Annotated in this window: 22 protein-coding genes and 1 pseudogene; 10 read left to right on the forward strand and 13 right to left on the reverse strand. The window is 65.6% G+C overall.

What is annotated here, in order from left to right:
• Nucleotides 1-100 (reverse strand): annotated as a pseudogene (locus tag ACK4FK_RS00005) (ferredoxin--NADP reductase); the annotation flags it as partial.
• Between the two features lie 340 nt (nt 101-440).
• On the opposite strand from ACK4FK_RS00005, the gene ACK4FK_RS00010 reads away from it, so the two are divergent.
• Nucleotides 441-896: a PaaI family thioesterase gene (locus ACK4FK_RS00010; RefSeq protein ID WP_409739367.1), complete on the forward strand. Its 456-nt coding sequence runs from the start codon at nt 441-443 to the stop codon at nt 894-896.
• On the opposite strand, the gene ACK4FK_RS00015 is transcribed toward ACK4FK_RS00010, so the two are convergent.
• From ACK4FK_RS00015 to ACK4FK_RS00025, 3 genes are read right to left on the reverse strand one after another with little or no spacing between them, the layout of a single operon-like run.
• Complete coding sequence (locus ACK4FK_RS00015) at nt 886-1,833, reverse strand: DMT family transporter (RefSeq protein ID WP_409739372.1); 948 nt, start codon at nt 1,831-1,833, stop codon at nt 886-888. The genes ACK4FK_RS00010 and ACK4FK_RS00015 overlap by 11 nt on opposite strands.
• A 10-nt stretch (nt 1,834-1,843) precedes the next feature.
• Nucleotides 1,844-2,503 carry a peroxiredoxin-like family protein gene (locus ACK4FK_RS00020; protein WP_409739375.1) on the reverse strand — a complete coding sequence of 220 codons (660 nt, stop codon included), beginning with the start codon at nt 2,501-2,503 and terminating at the stop codon, nt 1,844-1,846.
• Between the two features lie 29 nt (nt 2,504-2,532).
• Entirely contained in the window at nt 2,533-3,096 is a 564-nt protein-coding gene (locus tag ACK4FK_RS00025; RefSeq protein WP_409739378.1) for a carboxymuconolactone decarboxylase family protein, read from the reverse strand.
• Between the two features lie 116 nt (nt 3,097-3,212).
• Here ACK4FK_RS00025 and ACK4FK_RS00030 point away from each other — a divergent pair, with 116 nt between their 5' ends.
• Complete coding sequence (locus ACK4FK_RS00030) at nt 3,213-4,130, forward strand: LysR family transcriptional regulator (RefSeq protein ID WP_409739381.1); 918 nt, start codon at nt 3,213-3,215, stop codon at nt 4,128-4,130.
• Here ACK4FK_RS00030 and ACK4FK_RS00035 read toward each other — a convergent pair.
• Genes ACK4FK_RS00035 through ACK4FK_RS00045 form a run of 3 tightly spaced genes read right to left on the reverse strand, consistent with a single transcriptional unit; the run spans nt 4,127 to nt 7,633 of the window.
• On the reverse strand, nt 4,127-4,843 hold the full coding sequence (locus tag ACK4FK_RS00035) for a ribonuclease activity regulator RraA (protein WP_409739383.1): 717 nt from the start codon (nt 4,841-4,843) through the stop codon (nt 4,127-4,129). The genes ACK4FK_RS00030 and ACK4FK_RS00035 overlap by 4 nt on opposite strands.
• A gap of 16 nt (nt 4,844-4,859) precedes the next feature.
• The gene (gene araD / locus ACK4FK_RS00040; RefSeq protein WP_409739386.1) at nt 4,860-6,599 is read right to left on the reverse strand and encodes an L-arabinonate dehydratase; all 1,740 of its coding nucleotides are present in this window, start codon (nt 6,597-6,599) and stop codon (nt 4,860-4,862) included.
• A gap of 59 nt (nt 6,600-6,658) precedes the next feature.
• Nucleotides 6,659-7,633, reverse strand: a complete 975-nt coding sequence (locus tag ACK4FK_RS00045; protein ID WP_409739389.1) for a Bug family tripartite tricarboxylate transporter substrate binding protein — start codon at nt 7,631-7,633, stop codon at nt 6,659-6,661.
• 159 nt (nt 7,634-7,792) lie between these two features.
• Here ACK4FK_RS00045 and ACK4FK_RS00050 point away from each other — a divergent pair, with 159 nt between their 5' ends.
• Complete coding sequence (locus tag ACK4FK_RS00050; RefSeq protein WP_409739392.1) at nt 7,793-8,491, forward strand: GntR family transcriptional regulator; 699 nt, start codon at nt 7,793-7,795, stop codon at nt 8,489-8,491.
• Nucleotides 8,492-8,518: 27 nt separating this feature from the next.
• Here the strand turns inward: ACK4FK_RS00050 and ACK4FK_RS00055 are convergent, their stop codons facing one another.
• The 4 genes from ACK4FK_RS00055 to ACK4FK_RS00070 all read right to left on the reverse strand — a co-directional run bounded on the left by ACK4FK_RS00055 (nt 8,519) and on the right by ACK4FK_RS00070 (nt 10,934).
• Nucleotides 8,519-8,845, reverse strand: a complete 327-nt coding sequence (locus ACK4FK_RS00055) for a ferredoxin family 2Fe-2S iron-sulfur cluster binding protein (RefSeq protein WP_409739394.1) — start codon at nt 8,843-8,845, stop codon at nt 8,519-8,521.
• Between the two features lie 69 nt (nt 8,846-8,914).
• On the reverse strand, nt 8,915-9,325 hold the full coding sequence (locus ACK4FK_RS00060) for a group III truncated hemoglobin (RefSeq protein WP_409739397.1): 411 nt from the start codon (nt 9,323-9,325) through the stop codon (nt 8,915-8,917).
• 179 nt (nt 9,326-9,504) lie between these two features.
• Entirely contained in the window at nt 9,505-10,722 is a 1,218-nt protein-coding gene (locus ACK4FK_RS00065; RefSeq protein WP_409739400.1) for a cysteine desulfurase family protein, read from the reverse strand.
• On the reverse strand, nt 10,719-10,934 hold the full coding sequence (locus ACK4FK_RS00070; RefSeq protein ID WP_409740657.1) for a hypothetical protein: 216 nt from the start codon (nt 10,932-10,934) through the stop codon (nt 10,719-10,721). Before ACK4FK_RS00070 ends, ACK4FK_RS00065 begins: the two co-directional genes overlap by 4 nt.
• Here ACK4FK_RS00070 and ACK4FK_RS00075 point away from each other — a divergent pair.
• Nucleotides 10,839-11,540: an alpha/beta hydrolase gene (locus tag ACK4FK_RS00075; RefSeq protein WP_409739403.1), complete on the forward strand. Its 702-nt coding sequence runs from the start codon at nt 10,839-10,841 to the stop codon at nt 11,538-11,540. The genes ACK4FK_RS00070 and ACK4FK_RS00075 overlap by 96 nt on opposite strands.
• Nucleotides 11,541-11,680: 140 nt before the next feature.
• Here the strand turns inward: ACK4FK_RS00075 and ACK4FK_RS00080 are convergent, their stop codons facing one another.
• Nucleotides 11,681-12,526: a hypothetical protein gene (locus ACK4FK_RS00080; RefSeq protein WP_409739406.1), complete on the reverse strand. Its 846-nt coding sequence runs from the start codon at nt 12,524-12,526 to the stop codon at nt 11,681-11,683.
• 217 nt (nt 12,527-12,743) lie between these two features.
• Between ACK4FK_RS00080 and ACK4FK_RS00085 the strand changes: the two genes are divergently transcribed.
• The 4 genes from ACK4FK_RS00085 (at nt 12,744) to fabF (ending at nt 15,798) form a co-directional block, all read left to right on the forward strand.
• The gene (locus tag ACK4FK_RS00085) at nt 12,744-13,346 is read left to right on the forward strand and encodes a hypothetical protein (RefSeq protein ID WP_409739409.1); all 603 of its coding nucleotides are present in this window, start codon (nt 12,744-12,746) and stop codon (nt 13,344-13,346) included.
• Between the two features lie 38 nt (nt 13,347-13,384).
• Nucleotides 13,385-13,771 (forward strand): hypothetical protein, encoded by a 387-nt coding sequence (locus tag ACK4FK_RS00090; protein WP_409739412.1) that lies wholly within the window; start codon nt 13,385-13,387, stop codon nt 13,769-13,771.
• Nucleotides 13,772-13,974: 203 nt separating this feature from the next.
• On the forward strand, nt 13,975-14,445 hold the full coding sequence (locus ACK4FK_RS00095; protein ID WP_409739414.1) for a MarR family winged helix-turn-helix transcriptional regulator: 471 nt from the start codon (nt 13,975-13,977) through the stop codon (nt 14,443-14,445).
• 42 nt (nt 14,446-14,487) lie between these two features.
• Nucleotides 14,488-15,798: a beta-ketoacyl-ACP synthase II gene (gene fabF, locus ACK4FK_RS00100; protein WP_409739417.1), complete on the forward strand. Its 1,311-nt coding sequence runs from the start codon at nt 14,488-14,490 to the stop codon at nt 15,796-15,798.
• On the opposite strand, the gene ACK4FK_RS00105 is transcribed toward fabF, so the two are convergent.
• Nucleotides 15,795-16,910 (reverse strand): anhydro-N-acetylmuramic acid kinase, encoded by a 1,116-nt coding sequence (locus ACK4FK_RS00105; protein ID WP_409740627.1) that lies wholly within the window; start codon nt 16,908-16,910, stop codon nt 15,795-15,797. The two genes, fabF and ACK4FK_RS00105, sit on opposite strands and share 4 nt — an antisense overlap.
• A gap of 137 nt (nt 16,911-17,047) precedes the next feature.
• Here ACK4FK_RS00105 and tyrS point away from each other — a divergent pair, with 137 nt between their 5' ends.
• Together tyrS and ACK4FK_RS00115 are read left to right on the forward strand one after the other, a co-directional pair.
• A complete protein-coding gene (gene tyrS, locus ACK4FK_RS00110; RefSeq protein ID WP_409739420.1) occupies nt 17,048-18,304 on the forward strand; it encodes a tyrosine--tRNA ligase in 1,257 nt (418 codons plus the stop codon).
• A 78-nt stretch (nt 18,305-18,382) separates the two neighbouring features.
• Complete coding sequence (locus tag ACK4FK_RS00115) at nt 18,383-20,764, forward strand: penicillin acylase family protein (RefSeq protein ID WP_409739422.1); 2,382 nt, start codon at nt 18,383-18,385, stop codon at nt 20,762-20,764.
• The last annotated feature ends 32 nt before the right edge of the window (nt 20,765-20,796 follow it).

The raw sequence follows: 20,796 nt of genomic DNA on the forward strand, positions 1-20,796 counted from the left end.
GGAAGCTCGGATCGCGCGTCGTGCGGAAGGTGAACAGCGTGTCGGTCCAGTGATGCACATACGTCACCGTCTCCTCCCGCAGATTCCCGCCCGGCTTCAGCAGCGGATGCGAGGGCGCCGTTTCGGCGACGGGGTTTGCGGCGACGGCGGCAGTGGCGGAAGACGTCATGGCTCGGCTCGGTATTTGGCTGGGGCAGCGCGGGAATACAGCAAGGCTGACCGGAACTCACGGCCTAAATCATATGTGTACATATAATATGATTCCGCCGTCTTGAACAGTGCTGATATTGCAATTTCCCACTCATTATCAATGTTTATTTTTAATATACATTTTTTAGATGCATATTTTCCGCGGCGGCCTCCTGCGCCTGCTGCCGCCATGCTGTCAGCAGCCCCGGACTAGCCTGGCAAACCGTCAGAATGCCAGATCAGGATCCGTCATGACCGCTCCCCTCGCCGCCGCGCCGCCGCCCCAGCCCGACACCGCGCTTGATCTCATGCCCATGCCGCCCTCGGCCGCCCTGCTCGGTTGGCACCTGCTGGACCATGATGCCGAACGCGGCTGGGTAAGGATCGGTTTTGAGGGGCGGCCGGATTTTCGCAACCCGGCCGGCTTCATCCAGGGCGGCCTGCTGGCTGCGATGCTGGACGACACGATGGGGCCGGCCCTGTGGCTCAAGACCGGCGGCACGCTGTTCTGCAGCACCATCGACATGACGATCAGTTTCCTCAACCCGGCCAGCCCGGGCCTGCTGATCGGCGAGGCCAGCGTGGTGCAGCATGGCCGCACCATCGCCTTCCTCGAAGGCCGCCTGAACGACGCCGAGGGCCGCCTGCTTTGCCGCGCCACCGCGAGTGCGCGGTTGGTGCCGGCCAGCCGCGCGCTTATGCCTTGAGCGGGGAACGCAATTTTAGCAGACCCACGGCCAGCAGCAGACCCAGCGTCACCAGCACCAATCCGCCGATCTGAAGGAAAGTCGGTAATTCTCCTGTGACCGGAATTCCGATCAGGATCGCCACCGCAGGCACCAAAGCCGGAAAAGCCGAGGCGCGACTGGCGCCCAGCAGTTGCACCGCCCGGCTGAAGGCGATCACCGCCACGACGCCCGACAGCACGCCCTGCACCAGGATCTGTGCCGCAAGCATAGGAAGCGGCAAAGCCGAGAGACGGTCGATTCCGACAAAGACGAGATAGGCCGGTACATAGGCCAGTGCGGCCAGCGCGGACACTGCCGCCGTCGCCTGGATAGGGTTCAGTCCCCAGCGCCGCTGCAACACCGTGAAACCGGCCCACATCAGCCCGGCCGCGATAAACATCGCATCGCCCAGCGGGGTGTCGGCACCGGCATCCAGCAACCCCGGGCCGGCGATCACCACAAGCCCGCACAGGATCACGACCACGCCGCCAATGCGTGCCGGCGTCGGCTTGTCGCGCAGCACAAGCATCGCCAGCGCCATGCCGCCGATGGTCAATGCCGCAGGCTGCATCACGGCGCCATGAGCCAGTGGTGCGAAGGCATAACCGCCAACGCCGATCAGGATGAAAGGCGGGCCGACCAGCAGGGTCAATGGAATGGCGCGAACGATCCCGACGCCGCCCAGAGAAAGCAGCCCATGCCGCAACAACCAGGGCAGCATCACCAGTCCCGCGACGCCATAGCGAATGAAAGCGATATCCCAGGCATGCAGACCGGCCGTGATGCCCGCCCGGGAAAGTGCCAGGTAACTGCCCCATATCGCAGCCGCCATAAGGCCCAGCAGGATGCCTGTCGCTGCCGTGGACAGGTTCGGCATCCATGTGAAATTCGGAAGGCTCATGTCGCGGTTCGCCATCTCGTCCTCCTCAATGAGCCTGCCCCGACAGGCGGCGGATCATGGCAATCGCTTCCTGCGGTTCCAGCCGGTTGCGGTAATCGGGATCGATATGGGCCAGCGCTATCAGGCCATCGCCGCCGACCACATAGGTGGCAGGGATCGGCAAGGACCAGCGGCCATCGCCGTTATGCTCAGGCAGGTCGTGGCCAAATTTGCGATAGAGGGCGATGATGTCATCGTCCAGATCGAACCGGATACCCAGGGCATCGGAAAGACGACTCTCGGTGTCGCTGAGCACGGTGAAACGTAGGTCGTTCTTGCCAATCGTTGCTGAAACGTGATCCGGCTTTTCTGGCGAAACCGCGATCAGGTCGCCGCCGGCCAGATGAAGAAGATCAAGCGCGCCGCCATAGGCACGCAGTTCCAGATTGCAGTAGGGGCACCAGCCGCCGCGATAGAAATTGATCACCAGGGGCCCGGAGGCCAGGCGGTCGGAGATGCGGACTGGCCGGCCGGTATGGTCGGGCAGCACCACATCAGGAAACCGGTCGCCGGCCTTGCGTACGCGGTTTAGCAATCCGTTCGCGGCCAGGCGATCGTTGGCGGCGGCAACACGCGCCGCCACGTCTTCTCCGACGCGTTCGCGCCAGCCGGCCTGAAAGTTGCGGAGTTCGGTCTGTAGCGACATGGGATGTTTCCTGTTCAGCGATGGGGTTTTCAGGCGGCGCGGGCGGGTGGCGTCCACTCCGATCCCGCCATGAAGGCATCAAGCGGCGTGGCCGCGATGTGGTTGGTGTAGTTCGACAGCACCTTGGTGGCGATGCCGAGGATGACCTCCAGCACCTGGGCGCGGGTGAAGCCGGCGGCGAGGAATGCGTCGACATCCGCCGGATCGACTACGCCGCGCTGCCGCACCATCAGGGCCGAAAAGCGATGCAGCGCTTCCAGCCGCGGATCGGACAGCCGCAACCCGTTGCGCAATGCCTCGACCTGCGCCGCGCTCAGGCCAGCCTTGCGGGCCAGCACCGAATGACCGGCCATGCAGTAGCGGCATGCATTGTCGAAATTGATGGCGAGATAGACGACCTGCCGCTCCGAGGGCGTGAAACTGCTGCGATCGAAGGCGCCGAACAGGGCGACATAGCCCTCCAGTGCAACTGGCGCCTCGGCCAGCACCGCCAGCAGATTGGGCACAAACCCCCAACCCTGCCTGGCGGAAGCCAGATGCGGCCGGGCAGTTGCCGGGGCGGTTTCAGGGGTGTGGATCGGGTAGGTGACCATGCTGTTCTCCTGGACGGGGCGGGGCGTCGACAACGCTGGGCAGGAGAATGGCCATATGCTATAAATTTATGAACACGCGGTTTTTGAATATTATTGATACATAAAAGGTATTAATAATGGACTTTCTGGCGGCAATGCGGGTCTTTGTGCGGGTGGTTGAGACCGGAAGTTTCTCGGCCGTGGCCCGGGAAACCAACACCACGCAGCCGACTATCAGCCGCCTGGTCGCCCAGTTGGAGGACCACTTGGGTGCCCGCCTGTTCCAGCGCACGACCCGACAGGTCAACACCACGGAGGAAGGCCGCCAATTCTACGATTACGCCCGCCGCGCGCTCGAAGCCGTGACGGAGGCCGAAAGCGCAGTAGGCCGCCGGCATGCCGAACCCGAAGGCATGGTCCGCCTAGCAGCGCCGGTGGTGTTCAGCCGGCTGCACCTGCTGCCCCGCCTGCCCCGCCTGCTAGTGCGCCATCCGAAACTTGGCCTAGATCTGGTGATGCATGACGGGTTCGCCGATCTGGTCGGCGAAGGCATCGACCTGGCTCTGCGCGTGGGCGAGATAGACGACCCATCGCTGGTGGTGCGGCGGGTTGGCGTCACCCGCCGCGTCATCGCTGCCGCGCCTAGCTACCTGGAACAGCGCGGCGAACCGCAGCAGCCGCGGGAACTCACCGGCCATGACTGCATCGTCTACACACGTCTGGCCAGCGGCAATGTCTGGCATTTCGACGGGCCGCAGGGCCCATCGGCCATTCCCGTGCAGGGTCGTTTCCAGGTCAACAACTCCGAGGGTGTGCGCGAGGCCGTGCTGATGGGGCTTGGCATCGGCGTGGTGCCGATCTGGCTGTTCCGCGACGAGATTGAGCAGGGACATGTGAGGCTGTTGCTCGCGGACTACGAGCCCCTCCCCCTGCCAATGCACATTGTCTACCCGTCCCGGCGCTTCGTTTCACCGCGTGTGCGCGCGGTGATCGATTTCCTGAACGACGAACTTCGTATGGATCCCCTGCTCTCAGCCCGCAGCTCGGAGCCTTAGCGGCCCTTCCTTTTGCGCCAGGCTTCGAAATCCACCTTGGTCTGCGGGTCGGTGGCGGGATAGAGGCCGCGGATCGAGCGGCCGGCCAGCACCTGCTCAGTGACGAAATCCTCGAACGCCGTCATCTCCACTGCTTCGGCGGCGATCTCGTCGGCGATCTCGGCCGGGATCACCATCACGCCATCGGCATCGCCCACGATCACATCGCCGGGGAACACCGGCGCATCGCCGCAGCCGATCGGCACGTTGATGTCGATGGCCTGGTGCAGCGTGAGGTTCGTGGGCGCCGAGGGCCGGCTGTGAAAAGCCGGAATCTTGAGCTGCGCGATCTCGCCCGCATCGCGGAAGCCGCCATCGGTCACCACGCCGGCCACACCCCGCATCATCAGGCGCGAGATCAGGATCGAACCGGCCGAAGCGGCGCGGGCATCCTTGCGGCTATCCATCACCAGCACGGCACCGGGCGGGCAGATTTCCACCGCCTTGCGCTGCGGATGCTCGGGGTTCTGGAACACGGTGATCGGGTTGAGGTCCTCGCGGGCGGGCATGTAGCGCAGGGTGAAAGCCTCGCCCACCATGGTCGGCAGCGAGGGATTGAGCGGATGTACATCCTGGATGAACTGGTTGCGCAGGCCGCGCTTGTAGAGCGCCGTGGCCAGCGTGGCGGTGCTGACGGTCTTCAGCTTGTCGCGGGTTTCGGGCTTCAAAGGCATGTCGTCTGATCCTGTTTCAGAAAATGTCGGGTTCGCGCACCGGGGCGCCGAAGGCGGTTTCCAGGAAATCGAAATCGCAGCCCTGGTCGGCCTGCTTGATGTGTTTGGAAAACATCCAGCCATAACCGCGCTCGTAGCGCGGTTCGGGCTGCTTCCATTCGGCCCTGCGCTTGGCCAGCTCGGCCTCGGGCACATCTAGGGAAATGCTGCGCTTGTCGACATCGATACTGATGATGTCGCCATTGCGCACCAGGCAAAGCGGCCCGCCGATATAGGATTCGGGCGCCACATGCAGGATGCAGGCGCCGTAGCTGGTGCCGCTCATGCGTGCATCCGAGATGCGCACCATGTCGCGCACGCCCTGCTTCACCAGCTTCCTTGGAATCGGCAGCATGCCCCATTCCGGCATGCCGGGGCCTCCCAGTGGGCCCGCATTGCGCAGGATCAGCACATGGTCGGCGGTGACATCGAGGTTCTCGTCTTCCACCGCCTTCTTCATCGACGGGTAGTCGTCGAAGACCAGGGCCGGACCGGAATGCTTGAGGAACCGCGGCTCGCAGGCGCTGGGCTTGATCACGCAGCCATCGGGCGCGAGATTGCCTTTCAGCACCGCCAGCGCCCCCTCGGCATAGATCGGATCCTCCACCGTGCGGATCACGTCGTCGTTGTAGACCTGGGCATGGGCGATGTTCTCGGCCAGCGTCTGGCCCGTCACCGTCACGGCATCGAGATGCAGATGCGGTCTGATCCGCCCCATCAGGGCCGGCAGGCCGCCGGCGTAGAAGAAATCCTCCATCAGATACTGCTCGCCCGAGGGCCGAATATTGGCGATCACCGGCACCTTGCGCGAAGCGATTTCGAAATCCTCCAGCGAGATATCCTGCCCGGCGCGGCGCGCCATGGCGATCAGGTGGATGATGGCATTGGTCGAACAGCCCATGGCCATGGCCACGGCAATGGCATTCTCGTAGGCCTTGCGGGTCTGGATCTTCTGCGGGGTGAGGTCTTCCCACACCATCTCGACGATGCGGCGGCCGCAGTCGCTGCTCATGCGGATGTGGTTGGCATCGGCGGCGGGGATGGAGGAGGCACCCGGCAGGGTCATGCCGATGGCTTCGGTGATCGCCATCATGGTGGCGGCCGTGCCCATGGTCATGCAGGTGCCGTAAGAGCGCGCGATGCCAGCCTCGATGTCATTCCAGTCGCGGTCGGAGATGTTGCCGGCGCGGCGCTCGTCCCAGAATTTCCAGGCATCCGAGCCCGAGCCGAGGATCTTGCCCTTCCAGTTGCCGCGCAGCATGGGGCCGGCCGGCAGGTAGATCATCGGCAGGCCGGCGCTGGTGGCGCCCATCATCAGGCCGGGGGTGGACTTGTCGCAGCCGCCCATCAGCACCACGCCATCCACCGGATGGCTGCGAATCAGCTCCTCGGTCTCCATCGCCAGCATGTTGCGGTAGAGCATGGTGGTGGGCTTGACGAAGCTTTCCGAAACCGAGATGGCGGGCAGCTCGATCGGCAGCCCGCCGGCCTGCAGCACGCCGCGCTTCACGTCCTCCACCCGATGCTTGAAATGGGCGTGGCAGGGGTTGATGTCGGACCAGGTGTTGACGATGGCGATCAGCGGCTTGCCGGTCCATTCCACGCTCGCATAGCCCATCTGCATGATGCGCGAGCGATGGCCGAAACTGCGCAGGTCGTCGGGCGCGAACCAGCGCGCGGAACGCAGTTGATCGGGGGTCTTCTTTTTCTCTGCCATGATCCCTACCCGGAAACTGCAGGCGGCGGGGTGATCCCGCCGCCTGCGATTCTTGCTGCTTATTCGGCAGTGATCTTGCCGGTTTCGATCACGGTCTTCCAGCGGGCAATTTCGGCCGCGAGGAAGCTTTCGAACTCCTTGCCGGTATTGGCCACAACGTCGAAGCCGATATCGTTGAACTTGGCCGTGCTGTCGGCCGATTTCAGGCCGGCGATGATCTGGCTTTCCAGCTTGGCCCGCACATCGGCCGGCAGGCCCTTGGGTGCGGCGGCAGCCTGCCAGGAATAGACCTCGACGCCGCTCACCCCCGCTTCCGCCATGGTCGGCACATCGGGCAGCACCGCGGTGCGCTTGTCGGCGGTGACGGCCAGGGCCTTCAGCTTGCCGGCCTTCACATGGTTGGCGATGGCGCCCAGATTCTGGAACGACACATTGGCGTGGCCGCCGATCAGGTCGGTGATCGCCGGCGCGCCGCCCTTGTAGGGCACATGCACGCCGGTGGCGCCGGTCTTCTGCATGAACAGGGCCGCGGTCAAATGGTCGGACGAGCCCGTGCCGGACGAGGCGAACGAAACCTTGTCGGGGTTCTTTTTCATATAGGCGATCAGTTCCGCCACGCTGTTGGCCGGGAAACCGGGATGGGCGACCAGCACATTGGGCGTGCGCACGGCGACGCTGAGCAGGTCGAAATCCTTCAGCGGGTCGTATTTCAGGTCCTTGAACAGGGCCGGATTGATGGCATAGACGCCGATCGAACCGACCAGCAGCGTGTAGCCGTCGGGCTTGGCCTGCTTGACCAGCCCGGCGCCGAGCGAGCCGTTGGCGCCGGCGCGGTTGTCGATGATCACGGTCTGGCCGATGGTCTCGCCCAGCTTGGCGGCGATCTGGCGGCCGGTGATGTCGGATGCGCCGCCGGCGGGGAACGGCACGACAATAGTGATGGTGCGGTCGGGATAGCCAGCCGCCAGCACGGCTGGCGCGGCGCAGAGCATGGCAGCCGCCAGGGCAGCCGCCAGGATACGGATGGGTTTCATCGGGTTCCTCCTCGGTCTTGTTATGCCGGCATTGAAACACTAATGCATTAGTGCGTCAATCCGGATGCCATGCTAGGATTTCCCTCGCCGGCCACGGGCTTTGCCCTCCCGCCCGCATTGCGGACAGGTTAAACAGGGTGACGTTGAAACAGGGAATCGATGGGCAGCTTCACCTCCAGCCTGCAACCGACCCGCGACCGCACCCGCCATGCGGCGCCGCAGGTGTTCGAGCAACTCCGCGAGGCGATCATCACCCTGGAGCTGGTGCCGGGCACGGTGCTGTCGCGGCAGGAACTGCAGCTTCGCTTCGGCCTCAGCTCGACCCCGATCCGCGACGCGCTGATGAAGCTGGCCGAGGAATCCCTGGTCGACATCTTTCCCCAGCACGCCACCATGGTGAGCCGGATCGACCTGGACCATGCCCGCCAGGCCGCCTTCCTGCGCCGCTCCATCGAGGTGGAGGCGGCCTACAATCTGGCGAGCGATCCCGATTCCGAACTGGTCGCGCGGCTGCGGCAGAATCTGAAGCTGCAGAGGGCTTTTGCCGAGGCCGGCGACCTGATGCAGTTCAACGCCACCGACCGCGCCATGCACCGCATGATGTATGACGCCGCCGGCGTGCCCGACCTGTGGACGGTGATGCAGCGACGCAACGGCCATATCGAGCGGCTGCGCCGCCTGCACCTGCCGATGAAGGGCAAGGTGGACCAGACGATCCGCGATCACACCGCCATCGTGGAGGCCATCGCCGCCGGCGATCCGGCCAGCGCCTGCCGGGAGGTGCGCGACCACCTGTCGCGGTCGCTGGCCTTCAGCGCCGAGATCCGCGCCCGCTTCCCCGGCTACTTCAAGGACTGATATTCAGGGACTGGGGGGCCGCCGCCCTTACATCATATTCCGGGTGGCGGTGGGCAGGCTGACCACCAGGCCGTCGAGCGCCGGGGTCATGATGAGCTGGCAGCCCAGCCGCGAGGTCTTGGTCAGGCCGAAGGCCAGGTCCAGCATGTCCTCCTCGTCGGGCTTGGCGCCGGGCAGCTTGCCGTACCAGTCGGGGTCGACGATCACATGGCAGGTGGAGCAGGCCAGCGAGCCCTCGCAGGCGCCCTCGATGTCGATGCCGTGCTTGTGGGCGATCTCCAGGACCGACAGGCCGACCGGCGCCTCGACCTCGACGCGCTTTCCGTCCGGCTGGATGAAGGTCATCTTGGGCATCGCTTACTCCTTGCTGGGGCGGGCGAGGATATATCGTCCCGGCCAGTCCGCCGCAAGGTTACCCCCTCCTCAGCCTCCCGGCCGGGGTGCCGACTCCCGCTCGCGGATGGCGGCCTGCCAGTGCCGCAGGCGCTGGTCGACGAAGCCCGCCGCCTCCATCGCCCGCTGCTGCCCGGCCGGCGGCAGGTTGGCCTCGGCGGCCCGGCGGAACAGGGCGAGCCAGCGGTCGAACTGGGCCTCGCTCATGCGCAACTTGCCATGGGCGCTCATGACGCAGCCGGCATAGCGGTCGGTGCCCAGCAGCACCCGGGACCAGAAATCGGTGACCACGCCCAGATGCCCGTCCCAGTCCGGGATCACCGCCCGGAACATCGGCCCCAGCAGCGGGTCGGCATCGGCGGCAGCATAGAAATCCCGCACCAGGGCCGCGACCTGTGCCTCCGTCGCGGGGGCTTCCGCCTGTTCCTCAACGCCTGCCATGACCGACTCCCTGTGACCGAACCGGCCCCATGGGTAGCCGAGCCATGCTCCGGAAAGCCTTGCGCAGGATCAAAACCGGGCAAATTCGCCGCCCGGACGGAAGGCCAAAAAATCGAGTTAACTAAATCTATTTAATATAACAAATTCAAATAATTATAAATATTATATGATTAAAAACATCACTTCATGTTCTTGCGCGCCAGCGCAATCCAGGCCGCCGCCGCGCGCTCGACATCCTCGGGCGTGCTGGCCCAGCCGAGGCTGAAGCGCAGGGCCTCGCGGGCGGCCTGTTCGGGCAGGCCCATGGCGGTGAGCACATGGCTGGGCGTGACCTTGCCCGACGAGCAGGCCGAGCCGGCCGACACGGCGACGCCGGCCAGGTCGAGGGCCATCACCTGGGTCTCGGCCGGCAGGCCGGGCAGGCCGATGCACAGCGTGTTGGGCAGCCGGGCAGCCCCTGCTCCATGTCCGGGCGCCCCGTGTACTACTGCCTTGGGACAGGCAGCCAGCATCAGGCCCTGCAGCCGATCGCGCAGGGCGGCCAGCCGCGGGGCTTCCGTGGGCAGGGCCAGCCGGGCGGCGTCGGCCGCCGCCCCGAAGCCGGCGATGCCCGGCAGGTTCTCGGTGCCGGCCCGCATGCCCAGTTCCTGCCCCCCGCCGGCTAGCAGCGGGGCCGGCGTCCAGTCGTCGCGCAGCACCAGCGCCCCCACCCCGGTCGGACCGCCCAGCTTGTGGGCCGAGAGGGTCAGGAAGTCGCAGCTTAAGCCGGCCAGGTCGACCGGGATCTTGCCGGCGGCCTGCACGGCATCGCAAAGCACCAGCGCGCCGGCCTCGTGGGCCAGCCGGGTGACATCGGCCACCGGCTGGATCACCCCGGTTTCGTTGTTGGCCAGCATGAGGGCGACCAGGGCCGGACGCGGCACCTGGGCGAGAGCGGCGGCGATGGCCGCGGCCGGCACCACGCCGTCGGGGCCGGCCGGCACCTCGCGCAGGGCCAGCCCCAGTTCCTCCGCCAGCAGGCGGGCCGGCCGCAGGATGCAATCATGCTCGATGGCGGAGACCACCAGGCTTTTCACCCCGCCCCGGCGGATCGCCAGCCGGAAGGCCAGATTGGCCGCCTCGGTGCCGCCCGAGGTGAAGACCACGCGCCTGGGTTCGGCCCCGACCAGCGCGGCAACCTGGCCGCGCGCCCGGCTGGCCAGCGCCCGGGCGGCGCGGCCAAAGCGGTGCACCGAGGAGGGATTGGCCGGGGCGGCCAGCGCCTCCAGCATGGCGGCCCGGGCCTCGGGCCGCAGGGGGGCCGTGGCGTTGCAGTCGAGGTAGGCCGGCGGCGGCGCGGCGGCGGCGGCGGGGGATGCCGCAGGGGATACCGTTGGGCCGTCATGGGGGGCAGTCATACAGTTTCCTGCTTTTTGGCTTGAATTTCGCGCTGCCAACTATGGTAAAACTGGCCCGCGATCAACCGAATATCCAGCGCCGAATCTCCCCATTCCGGCGAAAGCGACGAGCACAGATGCCTGACATAATTTTTCCTGGTCCCGACGGGCGGCTGGAAGGTCGTTATACCCACGGGCCGGAAGCCAATGCCCCCATTGCCCTGATCCTGCATCCGCACCCCCAATTCGGCGGGACGATGAACAACAAGGTTGTCTACAACCTGTTTCACGTCTTCGCCAAGCGCGGCTTCTCGGTGCTGCGCTTCAACTTCCGCGGCGTCGGTCGCAGCCAGGGCAGCTTCGACCACGGCACCGGCGAACTCTCCGACGCGGCCTCGGCGCTGGACTGGCTGCAGACCTACAATCCCAATGCCTCGGCCGTGTGGATCGCCGGCTTTTCCTTCGGCGCCTGGATCGCCATGCAGCTTCTGATGCGGCGGCCGGAAATCGACGGCTTCATCTCGGTGGCGCCGCCGGCCGGCATGTATGATTTCGGCTTCCTCGCCCCCTGCCCCTCCTCGGGCCTGATCATCCAGGGCACCGAGGACAAGATCGTGCCCGAGGCGGAAGTGGCCAAGCTGGCCCAGCGCCTGTCGCTGCAGAAGGGCATCAAGATCGACTACAAGAAGGTGCAGGGCGCCGACCATTTCTTCGAGGGCAAGCTGGATGAGCTGACGGCGGCCTGCGACAAGTATGTGAAGGCCTCGCTGGTGCCAACCTCGGCCCGCGCCGGCAAGGGCGCGGCGGCGGCGAACAGCAATCCGCAATCGGGCAGCTGAGTCCGGGAAGACGTGAACAGCAAAAGACGTGGATGGCCGGACCAAGTCCGGCCATGACGTTTGGGGTGTTTGGGTGATTCTCAAAATCGTCATGCCCGGCCCCGGGAACGCTCCTTGGCCGGGCATCCACGCGTTCATTTTCAATCCATCTCCTCATCCGGATCGGGGTCTTTGGCATAGCGGATGCGGTGCATGTCGGGCCCCGGCAGGTCGACGATGGTGCCGTAGAGTTCGGCGCGGCTGCGCGGCGGCGGCGGCGCGGGCGGACGCGGCGGGCGCGGCGGCGGCTGCCAGCCGGCGAGATCGTCATGCGGCGGCCGTCGCGCTTGGTTAGGCTGAGGCGGCTGCGATGGCTCTGCCGGCGACGTTCCGGCGTCGGTTTGCGACGGTTTGGCATCGTTTAGTGTCTGATTCTGCTGGGCCGGGTCTGGCGCGGCCGGCGGTGCCTGCCCGGCATTCTGGCGCGCCTCGTGACGCGCCAGCGCGGCCTTGGTGCGCGCCACCTCGGCATCCATGCGCGCGCGTTCGGCGGCGATGCGCTTGCGGAAGGCCATGTTGGGCGGCGCGGCGGCGGCCTGCCTCAGGCTCTCGGCAACATCATGCCGGACCGCATCGCCCAGCCCGGCCTGCCGGCAGAACCAGTCGAGTTGTTCGGCCGCCAGCCGGTCGATGCGTTCGGCCATGCGCAGCATGGCCTCGCGGCTGCGCCGTTCCAGTTGCATCTGCGCCTGCAGGCGCCGGCGCTCGCGGGCCTGGTCGATCAGGAACCCGAAGCGCGGGCTGCTGCGCATGTGGCGCCAGAAGCGCTCCTCGTCGATGCCCAGCGCCGCGCAGATGGCGGGCAGTTCCTCGCCATCGGCCATCATCGCCGCCCCGCGCCGCCAGGCGATCTGCGGCCGGCGCGGCTTCGCCCCCGGGGGTGAGGCCGGCTGGGCCGGCGCGACGTATTCTTCCTTGAACGGATCGTTTTCCGGTCGGTATGGCATGCTCGCCTCCTGCTCTGGGGAGGCGGACAAGGATAACGCGGATTCGGGAAAAAGAAAACAAAAAAAGAACAAATGGGATTAAATACCTATTATCGCTCTATTTAAGACAAGGGGTCACTTTAGATGTTGGTACATAAAAACGCTTAATTATATGAGATACTGTTTTGGGATGCTTAGTCGGTCAGGTCCAAAGTTTGATAAGTTGAGGAGTTGAATCATGGCTGCATCACATAATGCATCGCGTCAAGATTCTAGCGGTCCATGGTGGGCGCCTCTGACCTTTGCCATACTAATCTGCATTGCAGCGATAATCCTTCTTACCTACCTTCAAGGTTCAATCGGACTGCTAAAATATCCGATCTCTGACCCCATTCTCCTTGGGGCAGCAATCATTGGGGTGTCTGTTATTTTTGGCGCAGTTGTTTTTGCCTCTATCGGCGGCTTTATTTACATTCGACTGCAAAATTTAAATAACAAAGAGCAGTTAAACGAACTTGAAAAGCGGCTTGATGAGGGCAAAGACATTGTCAGAGCCATCAAAGAACGTCGCGAAAAGCAATCCGATCCACAAAAAGTAAGCTTGTGGGCTGAGAACAGCAACACCCTGAGTGATGCTGAGAAAGTTACAAATAAAAATGCGCCGTGGACTATTGAAAGTCCAATACCTCCTTCCCTCAGTTCAGGGCTGTTAAGAGACAAAGAAGATAGGCCGCAATGGCTTTTACAAGCGCTTCAAGAAGCCATTGATAAGTCAAGTGAAACTGATCAACAAGATAAGATCAACCTACATCAAGCAGAAAGTCGGTTGCTAAAGAGCTAGCCCCAATGCCTGGGGGAAGCTTTACATTTGTCCAATGGATGAGCGCGACTGAAGCGGATTTGCACGCACATTACGCGCGTATAGTCGCGCGTATGGAGCAAATCAATGCTGAATTATTAGACCTAAAGGCAAGGTCATCAAAAGAAGGACGATCTGCTGCCGTAGAAGGGGCATGGCTGCTTGCCGAAATTGTAGTTGGCGTCATCACCATTGCAGCAGCGCCGGTCACCGCTGGCTGGTCTCTTGTCGCGACTGCGTTGGATACGGCCGCGCTGTTTCGCAGCGGTTTAAAGATGCTGGATCAACTCGGCGACTGCGGGCAGTTAAACTATGACATTCGCGTGCGGGATGATGAGATGAAAATCCTGTTGGAAGATTTACGGATGATAAATGCCGCCGCACTTGCGCGCGGTATTGCACTTTAAGCCTCTTATGTCGGTAAGCTTTGTGTACAATGTACCCCATACATAATTAGATGCTATCATTCCAATTTCTGCATCATCAGTACATCAGGCTGCGTTATGAGCTGCCGCCTTTCCAAAGCCTTTAAATCCAGAACCTCTTCCGCCTAACCTTCCCTTGCAAGCTTGAGCTTTGACTTGTGCATATGCATATGTCAGGGTGCGGCATGGCCTCCCGCCCCGTAAAAGCCGCCAAGACCAATGCCGCCGCCTGCCTGCCCGAGGGCATGGCGGATGTCTGCATGCTGCTGAAGACGCGGCGCGCGGCGCGCACGGTGACGCGACGCTACAACGCGCTGCTGAAACCCTTCGGGCTGCAGAGCACGCAGGTCTCGCTGCTGGCCGCCATTGCCAAGGGCGGCTTCGAGTCGGTGAGCGACCTGGCCGAGACGATGGCGCTGGAACGCAGTGCCATGCTGCGCAACCTGAAACCCCTGGAACAGGCCGGCCTGATCGCCTGCCCGCAGGGCGGCCAGGGCCGGGCGCAGAAATTCGCCCTCACCCGCAAGGGCGAGGCGCTGCTGGTGAAGCTGGTGCCGCTGTGGCAGAAGGCGCAGGACGAGCTGCGCGACGCCCTGGGCGACAAGGCCTGGCGCGCGGCGCAGCGGGGACTGGCGGCGCTGGGATCGTTAGCCTGAATTTTTTTTGCCTTAACATGTGTATATACACAGGAGAAAGCCATGAGCAACCATAACGCCCGCCCCGCCAGCGACCGCATCGTCGTCACCGGCATGGGTCTCGTCACGCCGCTGGGCTGCGGCGTGGCGAAAGTCTGGGACCGGCTGGTGGCGGCGAAATCCGGCATCCGGCGCAACACGCGCATCGACGTCGCCGACCTGCCCAACCAGATCGCCGGCCTGGTGCCGGCGCGCGCGGATGATGCCGAGGCTGGCCTCGATATCGACGGCGTGATCGCGCTTAAAGATCGCAAGAAGGTGGATCTCTTCACCATCTATGCGCTGGCCGCCGCGGAAGAAGCGCTGGCGCAGGCGAACTGGAAACCCGAGGACGAAGCCGCGCGCGAACGCACCGCCACGGTGATCGCCAGCGGCATCGGCGGCTTTCCCGTCATCACCGAGGCCAAGGCCACGCTGGATGCACGCGGGCCGCGCCGGCTGTCGCCCTTCGTGGTGCCGGCCTTCCTCGCCAACCTCGCCGCCGGCAATGTCTCGATCCGCTACGGCTTCAAGGGGCCGCTGGGCACGCCGGTGACCGCCTGCGCCGCCGGCCTGCAGGCGATCGGCGACGCCATGCGCCTGATCCGCTCGGGCGAAGCCGATGTGGCTTTGGCCGGCGGCACGGAGGCCTGCACCGACCGGCTTTCCATCGGCGGCTTTGCGGCGGCGCGTGCCTTATCCACGTCGCGCAACGAGGCGCCCGAGACGGCCTCGCGGCCTTTTGATCGCGACCGCGACGGCTTCGTGATGGGCGAAGGCGCCGGCCTCTTGGTGCTGGAGACGCTGGAGCATGCCCGGGCGCGCGGCGCCGTGCCGCTGGTGGAGCTCGCCGGCTATGGCACCAGCGCCGATGCCTATCACCTCACCTCGGGGCCGGAAGACGGCTCGGGGGCGGCGCGCGCAATAAAAGCGGCGCTGAAGATGGCGGGCGCAGGCGGTGAAGAGATCGGCTACGTGAACGCGCACGCCACCTCCACGCCGGTGGGCGACAATGGCGAGGTGGCGGCTTTGCGCCGCGTGTTCGGCGGGCGGCTGAAGGATGTGGCGATTTCCTCCACCAAGTCGGCCATCGGCCATCTGCTCGGCGCGGCCGGCGGCGTGGAGGCGGTGTTCACCGCCATGGCGATCCGCAGCGGCATCCTGCCGCCGACGCTGAACCTGCATGCCCCCGACGACGGCAACGAGGATCTCGACTTCGTGCCGCTGACGGCCAAGGCGCGCGCCATCACGGCGGCGCTCTGCAACGGCTTCGGCTTCGGCGGCGTGAATGCCGCCATCGTCATGAGGCAGATTGGCGTCGTGCGCGCGCTTTAGGCTGGGCGCCAGAAGCGCCCGCCGCTGACCGGCATCCGCACGCCGGTGGTGCCGGGCAGGCTGAGCGGCAGGCCACGCAGGGCGCGCGCGGCGAGGAAGGCAAAGGCCTCCGCCTCCAGGCTGTCGCCGCGCCAGCCCACGGCCTCGACGGCCTCGACCGGCATGTTGAGCTGCTGGGTCAGCATGCGCATCAGCGTGGCGTTATGCCGCCCGCCGCCGCAGACCAGGCAGCGCAGCGGGCGCCCAGAAACTCCCCCGGGCAGATGCTGCAGCCCGCGCGCCACGCTGGCGGCTGTGAATGCGGTGAGCGTCGCGGCGCCGTCGGCCAGCGACAGGCCCTGCACGGCGGCGGCGCTGAAATCGTTGCGGTCGAGCGATTTCGGCGGCGGCGCACTGAAATAGGGATGATCCAGCAGGCGCCGCAAGGCGGCGTCGTTGACGCGCCCCTGCGCCGCCGTCGCCCCGCCTGCGTCATGGGCATGGCCGGCCTGGGCCAGCATCCAGTCGTCGATCAGCGCGTTGCCCGGACCGGTATCGAAGGCGATGAGATCGGCGTCGCTGTCGCCGCCGATATAGGTGACGTTGCCGACGCCGCCGAGATTGAGCACCAGCAGCGGCGGCTGCAGGCCGGCATGGCGTGCCAGCGCGGCGTGGTAGAGCGGCACCAGCGGCGCCCCCTGCCCGCCCATGGCGACATCCATGCTGCGGAAATCGCTCACCACCGGGATGCCGGTCATGCGCAGCAGCATTTGCGGGTCGCCGATCTGCCAGGTGCGGCGCTCGGCCGGGCGATGCAGGATGGTCTGGCCGTGGAAACCGAGCCAGGCGACGTCGCCGGCGCTCAGGCCGGCCTGGCGCAACAGCACGCCGACCGCCTCGGCATGGGCGATGGTGAGGATGCGCGCGGCCACGTCGATGGCGCCGCCGGCGGCGCGGTGGCCCGGCGCATGCGGCCCGGGCGGCTGCTGGCCCGGGGCATAGAGCACGGCGCGGATGCGGTCGCGGATCTCGGGCGGATAGGGCACGGTCAGCGCCGGGCCGAATGCGGCGATGGTCTCGCCGTCGGTGCGCAGCAGGGCGGCGTCGATGCCGTCCAGCGAGGTGCCGCTCATCAGGCCGATGATCCAGGAGGGGGACTGGGACAAGGGGTGAACGTTTCCGAAGGCTGCGGGGCTGGGAGAATCGGGTTCTCTATGATAGACCATCGGGCCTTTCCGGCCCATAGCATACCAGCCGACCCGAGCCCGCCATGACCGAGTTCCGTTCCGACTTCCTGCAGACCATGAGCCAGCGCGGCTATTTGCACCAGTGCACCGATGGCGAAGCCCTCGACGCGCTGGCGCAGAAGCCGGCGGGGATCACCTGCTATGTCGGCTACGACTGCACCGGCCCGAGCCTGCATGTCGGCCACCTGCTCTCGATCATGATGCTGCGCCGCCTGCAGCAGGCCGGCCACAAGCCCATCGTGCTGATGGGCGGCGGCACCACCAAGGTGGGCGACCCCTCGGGCAAGGACGAGGCGCGCAAGCTGCTGACGGTGGACGACATCGCCGCCAACATGGCCAGCATCAAGACCGCCTTCGCGCGCTTCGTGACCTTCGGCGACGGCCCGTCGGACGCCATCATGGTCAACAACGCCGACTGGCTGGATAAACTCAACTACATCGACTTCCTGCGCGACTATGGCCGGCATTTCTCGGTCAACCGCATGCTGTCGTTCGACAGCGTGAAGCTGCGGCTGGAACGCGAGCAGCCCTTAAGCTTCCTCGAATTCAACTACATGATCCTGCAGGCCTACGACTTCGTCGAACTGGCCCGCCGCCACAAGTGCAACCTGCAGATGGGCGGCTCGGACCAGTGGGGCAACATCGTCAACGGCGTGGAACTCGGCCGCCGCGTGCATGACCTCAGCCTCTATGGCCTGACCTGCCCGCTGCTGACCACGGCGGCCGGCCACAAGATGGGCAAGACCGCCTCGGGCGCCGTGTGGCTGAACGAGGACATGCTGCCGAGCTACGATTACTGGCAATACTGGCGCAACTGCGAAGATGCCGATGTGGGCCGCTTCCTGCGCCTGTTCACCGACCTCCCGCTGGACGAGATCACGCGGCTGGAGCGGTTGCAGGGCGCCGAGCTGAACGAGGCCAAGAAGGTGCTGGCCACCGAGGCCACCGCGCTCTGCCGCGGCCGCGACGCCGCCCTGCATGCGGCCGAGACCGCGCGCAAGGCCTTCGAGGAAGGCAGCTTCGGCGGCGACCTGCCGGTGGTGAAGGTCGCGCGCGACCGGCTGGAAGCCGGCATCGAAGCCTTCGCGCTGGTGCTGGAAGCCGGACTGGCCAAGAGCGGCGGCGAGGCGCGCCGGCATATCCGCGGCAATGCCATCAAGCTGAACGACCAGCCGGTGAAGGAAGAGACGCAGAAGATCTCGGCCGCCGACCTCGGTGCCGATGGCCGCCTGCGCTTAAGCTTCGGCAAGAAGCAGCATGTGCTGATCGAGGCGGCGTAAGACGAGTCGCTTCCCCTGCGGCAGGATTGCCGCCGCCGCCGCGCTGGCGGATAGTCTCTCCATCCAGGGAGACCCATTATGCTGAAGCGCATCGTCCAGATTCTGCTTGCCCTCGTGATCGTCGTCGTCGTCGCCATCGGCGGCGGGCTGGCCTGGCTGCGCTGGGGCAACAGCTACAAGACCAACGGCGAGCTGCAGATGGCGGGCTTAAGCGCGCCGGTGCGCGTGCTGCGCGACGGCCATGGCATTCCCTACATCTTCGCGCAGAACACGGCCGACCTGATCCGCGCGCAAGGATTTGTCACCGCGCAGCACCGCCTGTTCCAGCTTGAGGCCTATCGCGCGCTGATCTTCGGCCGCGTGGCCGAGGTCGTCGGCGAAGCCGGGCTGGAAAGCGACAGGCAGATGCGCACGCTGGGCCTGGCGCAGAATGCGCGGCGCCACGCCAAGCTGCTCTCGCCGCAGGCGCGCGATTTCCTCACCTGGTATGCGGAGGGGCTGAGCGCCTATGCCGCGCTGACCGCCGATCATCCCGTCGAGCTGAAACTGGCCGGCTTCCGCGTCGGGCCGTGGAGGCTGGACGACATGGTGGCCGTGCTGCATTTCGTGAATTTCAGCCACGCCACCAATTACCGGGCCGAGCTGCTGATGCAGGCGATGATCGACCGGCTGGGTTTCGAGAAGGCGAAAGCGCTGTTCCCGCTCAACGTCAATCCCGACCGCAAGGCGCAGCTCGCCTCCCTCGCCGGCACACAGGTGGTGGAAGGCCTGAACGTGCAGGACCTGATCCTGCAGAATGGGGTGCCTATCGCCCCCATCGAACTGGGCAGCAACAACTGGGCGGTGTCGGCCGCGCGCTCGGCCTCGGGCGCCACCATCGTGTCGAACGATCCGCATCTGGATGCGCGCACCCTGCCCGGCATCTGGCATCCCGTCGGCCTGTTCGCGCCCGGCATCCAGGCCGTCGGCGCCGCCCTGCCCGGCGTACCGGGCCTGACGGTGGGCCGCACGCCCCATGTGGCCTTCGGCGTCACCAACGGCTATGGCGATTCCCAGGACCTGTTCGTCGAGACGGTCGATCCGGCCAATCCGTCCAACTATCTGGATAACGGCGCGAGCGTGCCCTTCGAGACGCGCGAGGAGATCATCCGCGTCAAGGACAGCAAAGCGGAAGGCGGCCTGCGCGAGGAGAAGCTGACCGTGCGCAGCACCAAGCGCGGCCCGGTGGTGGGAACCGCCGCCAATGGCCGCGTACTGGCCCTGCGCATGGCCTCGGCCGAGATTCCGGGCGGGCCGCTGGGCATCGAAAACCTGCTGACGGCGAAAACCGTGCAGGAGGTGGATGCCGCCGCGCAGCAGATGGGCGTGATGTATTTCAACTATGTGTTCGGCGACAGCAGCGGCGCGGTGGGCCATCGCGCCACCGGCCTGGTGCCGCTGCGCGCCAGCGGCCATGGCGTGTTTCCCAAGCCGGCGGAAACGGCGGCCGCTGACTGGCGCGGCTTCATTCCGCCCGACAGGCTGCCGGGCCAGATCGCACCGGCGCGCGGCTGGGTCGGCACCGCCAACCACGACACCCAGCCCGACAATTACCCCTATCATTACGGCAGCTATTTCTCGCCACCCTATCGCTACGCCACGATCAAGAACCGCATCGAGAACGGCCCGGCGATGAAGGCCGAGGATCACCTGAAGCTGATGCAGGATATCAGCAACGCGCAGGCCCGCATGCTGGCGCCCAAGATCGCCGCCGCCCTGCAGGGCGGCAAACATGCCGACCTGGCCACGATCCTCGGCGGCTGGGATTTCCACGAGCGCACCGACAGCGCGGCGCCCACCATCTATCACGCGATCTACGAGGCGCTGGCGCTGCAGACCTTCAATGATGAGTTGGGGCCGGACCTGGCGAAGCGCTGGCTCTCAAGCTGGTACACTTGGCAGTCGCGCTTCGATGCGCTGCTGGAAAATCCCGCCTCACCCTGGTTCGACGATGCGGCGACGCCGGCTGTGGAGACCCTGCCCGACATGATCCAGCGCGCGGCCGATAGCGCCCGCGCCGATCTGGAAGCCAAATACGGGCCCAAGCCGCAGGACTGGCTGTGGGGCAAGGTCCATACCATCGCCTTCGTCAGCCCGCTGCGCCGCAGCGGTGCGGGCAAGGAGCTTCTGGGCACGGCGCCGCGCCCCTATGCCGGCTCGGGCGAGACGGTGCAGCGCGCATTGTCGGCCTATGGCCAGGGTTTCGAAACGCGCTTCTTCGCCTCGTTGCGCTTCATCGCCGACTTCTCGGATTCCGAGAAGGTGATGGCGGCGGTGTCCGGCGGCGTGGCCGAGCGCCAGTTCGGCCCGCACCAGACCGACCAGCTGGAAGCCTGGATGGACGGCCGTCTGCTGCCCTGGTGGTTCGCGCCGCAGGCGGTGGAGGCCAATGCGCGGCAGGTGCTGGTGCTGAAGCCGTAGGAGCGCAGTGAAGACGTGGATGGCCGGCCGTC

Source organism: Ferrovibrio sp., assembly GCF_046297895.1.
GTDB lineage: Bacteria > Pseudomonadota > Alphaproteobacteria > Ferrovibrionales > Ferrovibrionaceae > Ferrovibrio.

Bases quoted from the DNA above. Each gene is read 5' to 3' on its own strand.
- tyrS (WP_409739420.1), top strand. From the start codon at position 17,048: ATGACCGAGTTCCGTTCCGACTTCCTGCAGACCATGAGCCAGCGCGGC.
- araD (WP_409739386.1), bottom strand. From the start codon at position 6,599: ATGGCAGAGAAAAAGAAGACCCCCGATCAACTGCGTTCCGCGCGCTGG.
- ACK4FK_RS00015 (WP_409739372.1), bottom strand. From the start codon at position 1,833: ATGGCGAACCGCGACATGAGCCTTCCGAATTTCACATGGATGCCGAAC.
- ACK4FK_RS00035 (WP_409739383.1), bottom strand. From the start codon at position 4,843: ATGCCTTTGAAGCCCGAAACCCGCGACAAGCTGAAGACCGTCAGCACC.
- ACK4FK_RS00030 (WP_409739381.1), top strand. From the start codon at position 3,213: ATGGACTTTCTGGCGGCAATGCGGGTCTTTGTGCGGGTGGTTGAGACC.
- fabF (WP_409739417.1), top strand. From the start codon at position 14,488: ATGAGCAACCATAACGCCCGCCCCGCCAGCGACCGCATCGTCGTCACC.
- ACK4FK_RS00105 (WP_409740627.1), bottom strand. From the start codon at position 16,910: ATGAGCGGCACCTCGCTGGACGGCATCGACGCCGCCCTGCTGCGCACC.
- ACK4FK_RS00055 (WP_409739394.1), bottom strand. From the start codon at position 8,845: ATGCCCAAGATGACCTTCATCCAGCCGGACGGAAAGCGCGTCGAGGTC.
- ACK4FK_RS00060 (WP_409739397.1), bottom strand. From the start codon at position 9,325: ATGGCAGGCGTTGAGGAACAGGCGGAAGCCCCCGCGACGGAGGCACAG.
- ACK4FK_RS00075 (WP_409739403.1), top strand. From the start codon at position 10,839: ATGCCTGACATAATTTTTCCTGGTCCCGACGGGCGGCTGGAAGGTCGT.
- ACK4FK_RS00115 (WP_409739422.1), top strand. From the start codon at position 18,383: ATGCTGAAGCGCATCGTCCAGATTCTGCTTGCCCTCGTGATCGTCGTC.
- ACK4FK_RS00095 (WP_409739414.1), top strand. From the start codon at position 13,975: ATGGCCTCCCGCCCCGTAAAAGCCGCCAAGACCAATGCCGCCGCCTGC.
- ACK4FK_RS00080 (WP_409739406.1), bottom strand. From the start codon at position 12,526: ATGCCATACCGACCGGAAAACGATCCGTTCAAGGAAGAATACGTCGCG.
- ACK4FK_RS00020 (WP_409739375.1), bottom strand. From the start codon at position 2,503: ATGTCGCTACAGACCGAACTCCGCAACTTTCAGGCCGGCTGGCGCGAA.
- ACK4FK_RS00085 (WP_409739409.1), top strand. From the start codon at position 12,744: ATGGCTGCATCACATAATGCATCGCGTCAAGATTCTAGCGGTCCATGG.
- ACK4FK_RS00045 (WP_409739389.1), bottom strand. From the start codon at position 7,633: ATGAAACCCATCCGTATCCTGGCGGCTGCCCTGGCGGCTGCCATGCTC.
- ACK4FK_RS00065 (WP_409739400.1), bottom strand. From the start codon at position 10,722: ATGACTGCCCCCCATGACGGCCCAACGGTATCCCCTGCGGCATCCCCC.
- ACK4FK_RS00090 (WP_409739412.1), top strand. From the start codon at position 13,385: ATGAGCGCGACTGAAGCGGATTTGCACGCACATTACGCGCGTATAGTC.
- ACK4FK_RS00050 (WP_409739392.1), top strand. From the start codon at position 7,793: ATGGGCAGCTTCACCTCCAGCCTGCAACCGACCCGCGACCGCACCCGC.
- ACK4FK_RS00025 (WP_409739378.1), bottom strand. From the start codon at position 3,096: ATGGTCACCTACCCGATCCACACCCCTGAAACCGCCCCGGCAACTGCC.
- ACK4FK_RS00070 (WP_409740657.1), bottom strand. From the start codon at position 10,934: ATGCAGGATCAGGGCAATGGGGGCATTGGCTTCCGGCCCGTGGGTATA.
- ACK4FK_RS00010 (WP_409739367.1), top strand. From the start codon at position 441: ATGACCGCTCCCCTCGCCGCCGCGCCGCCGCCCCAGCCCGACACCGCG.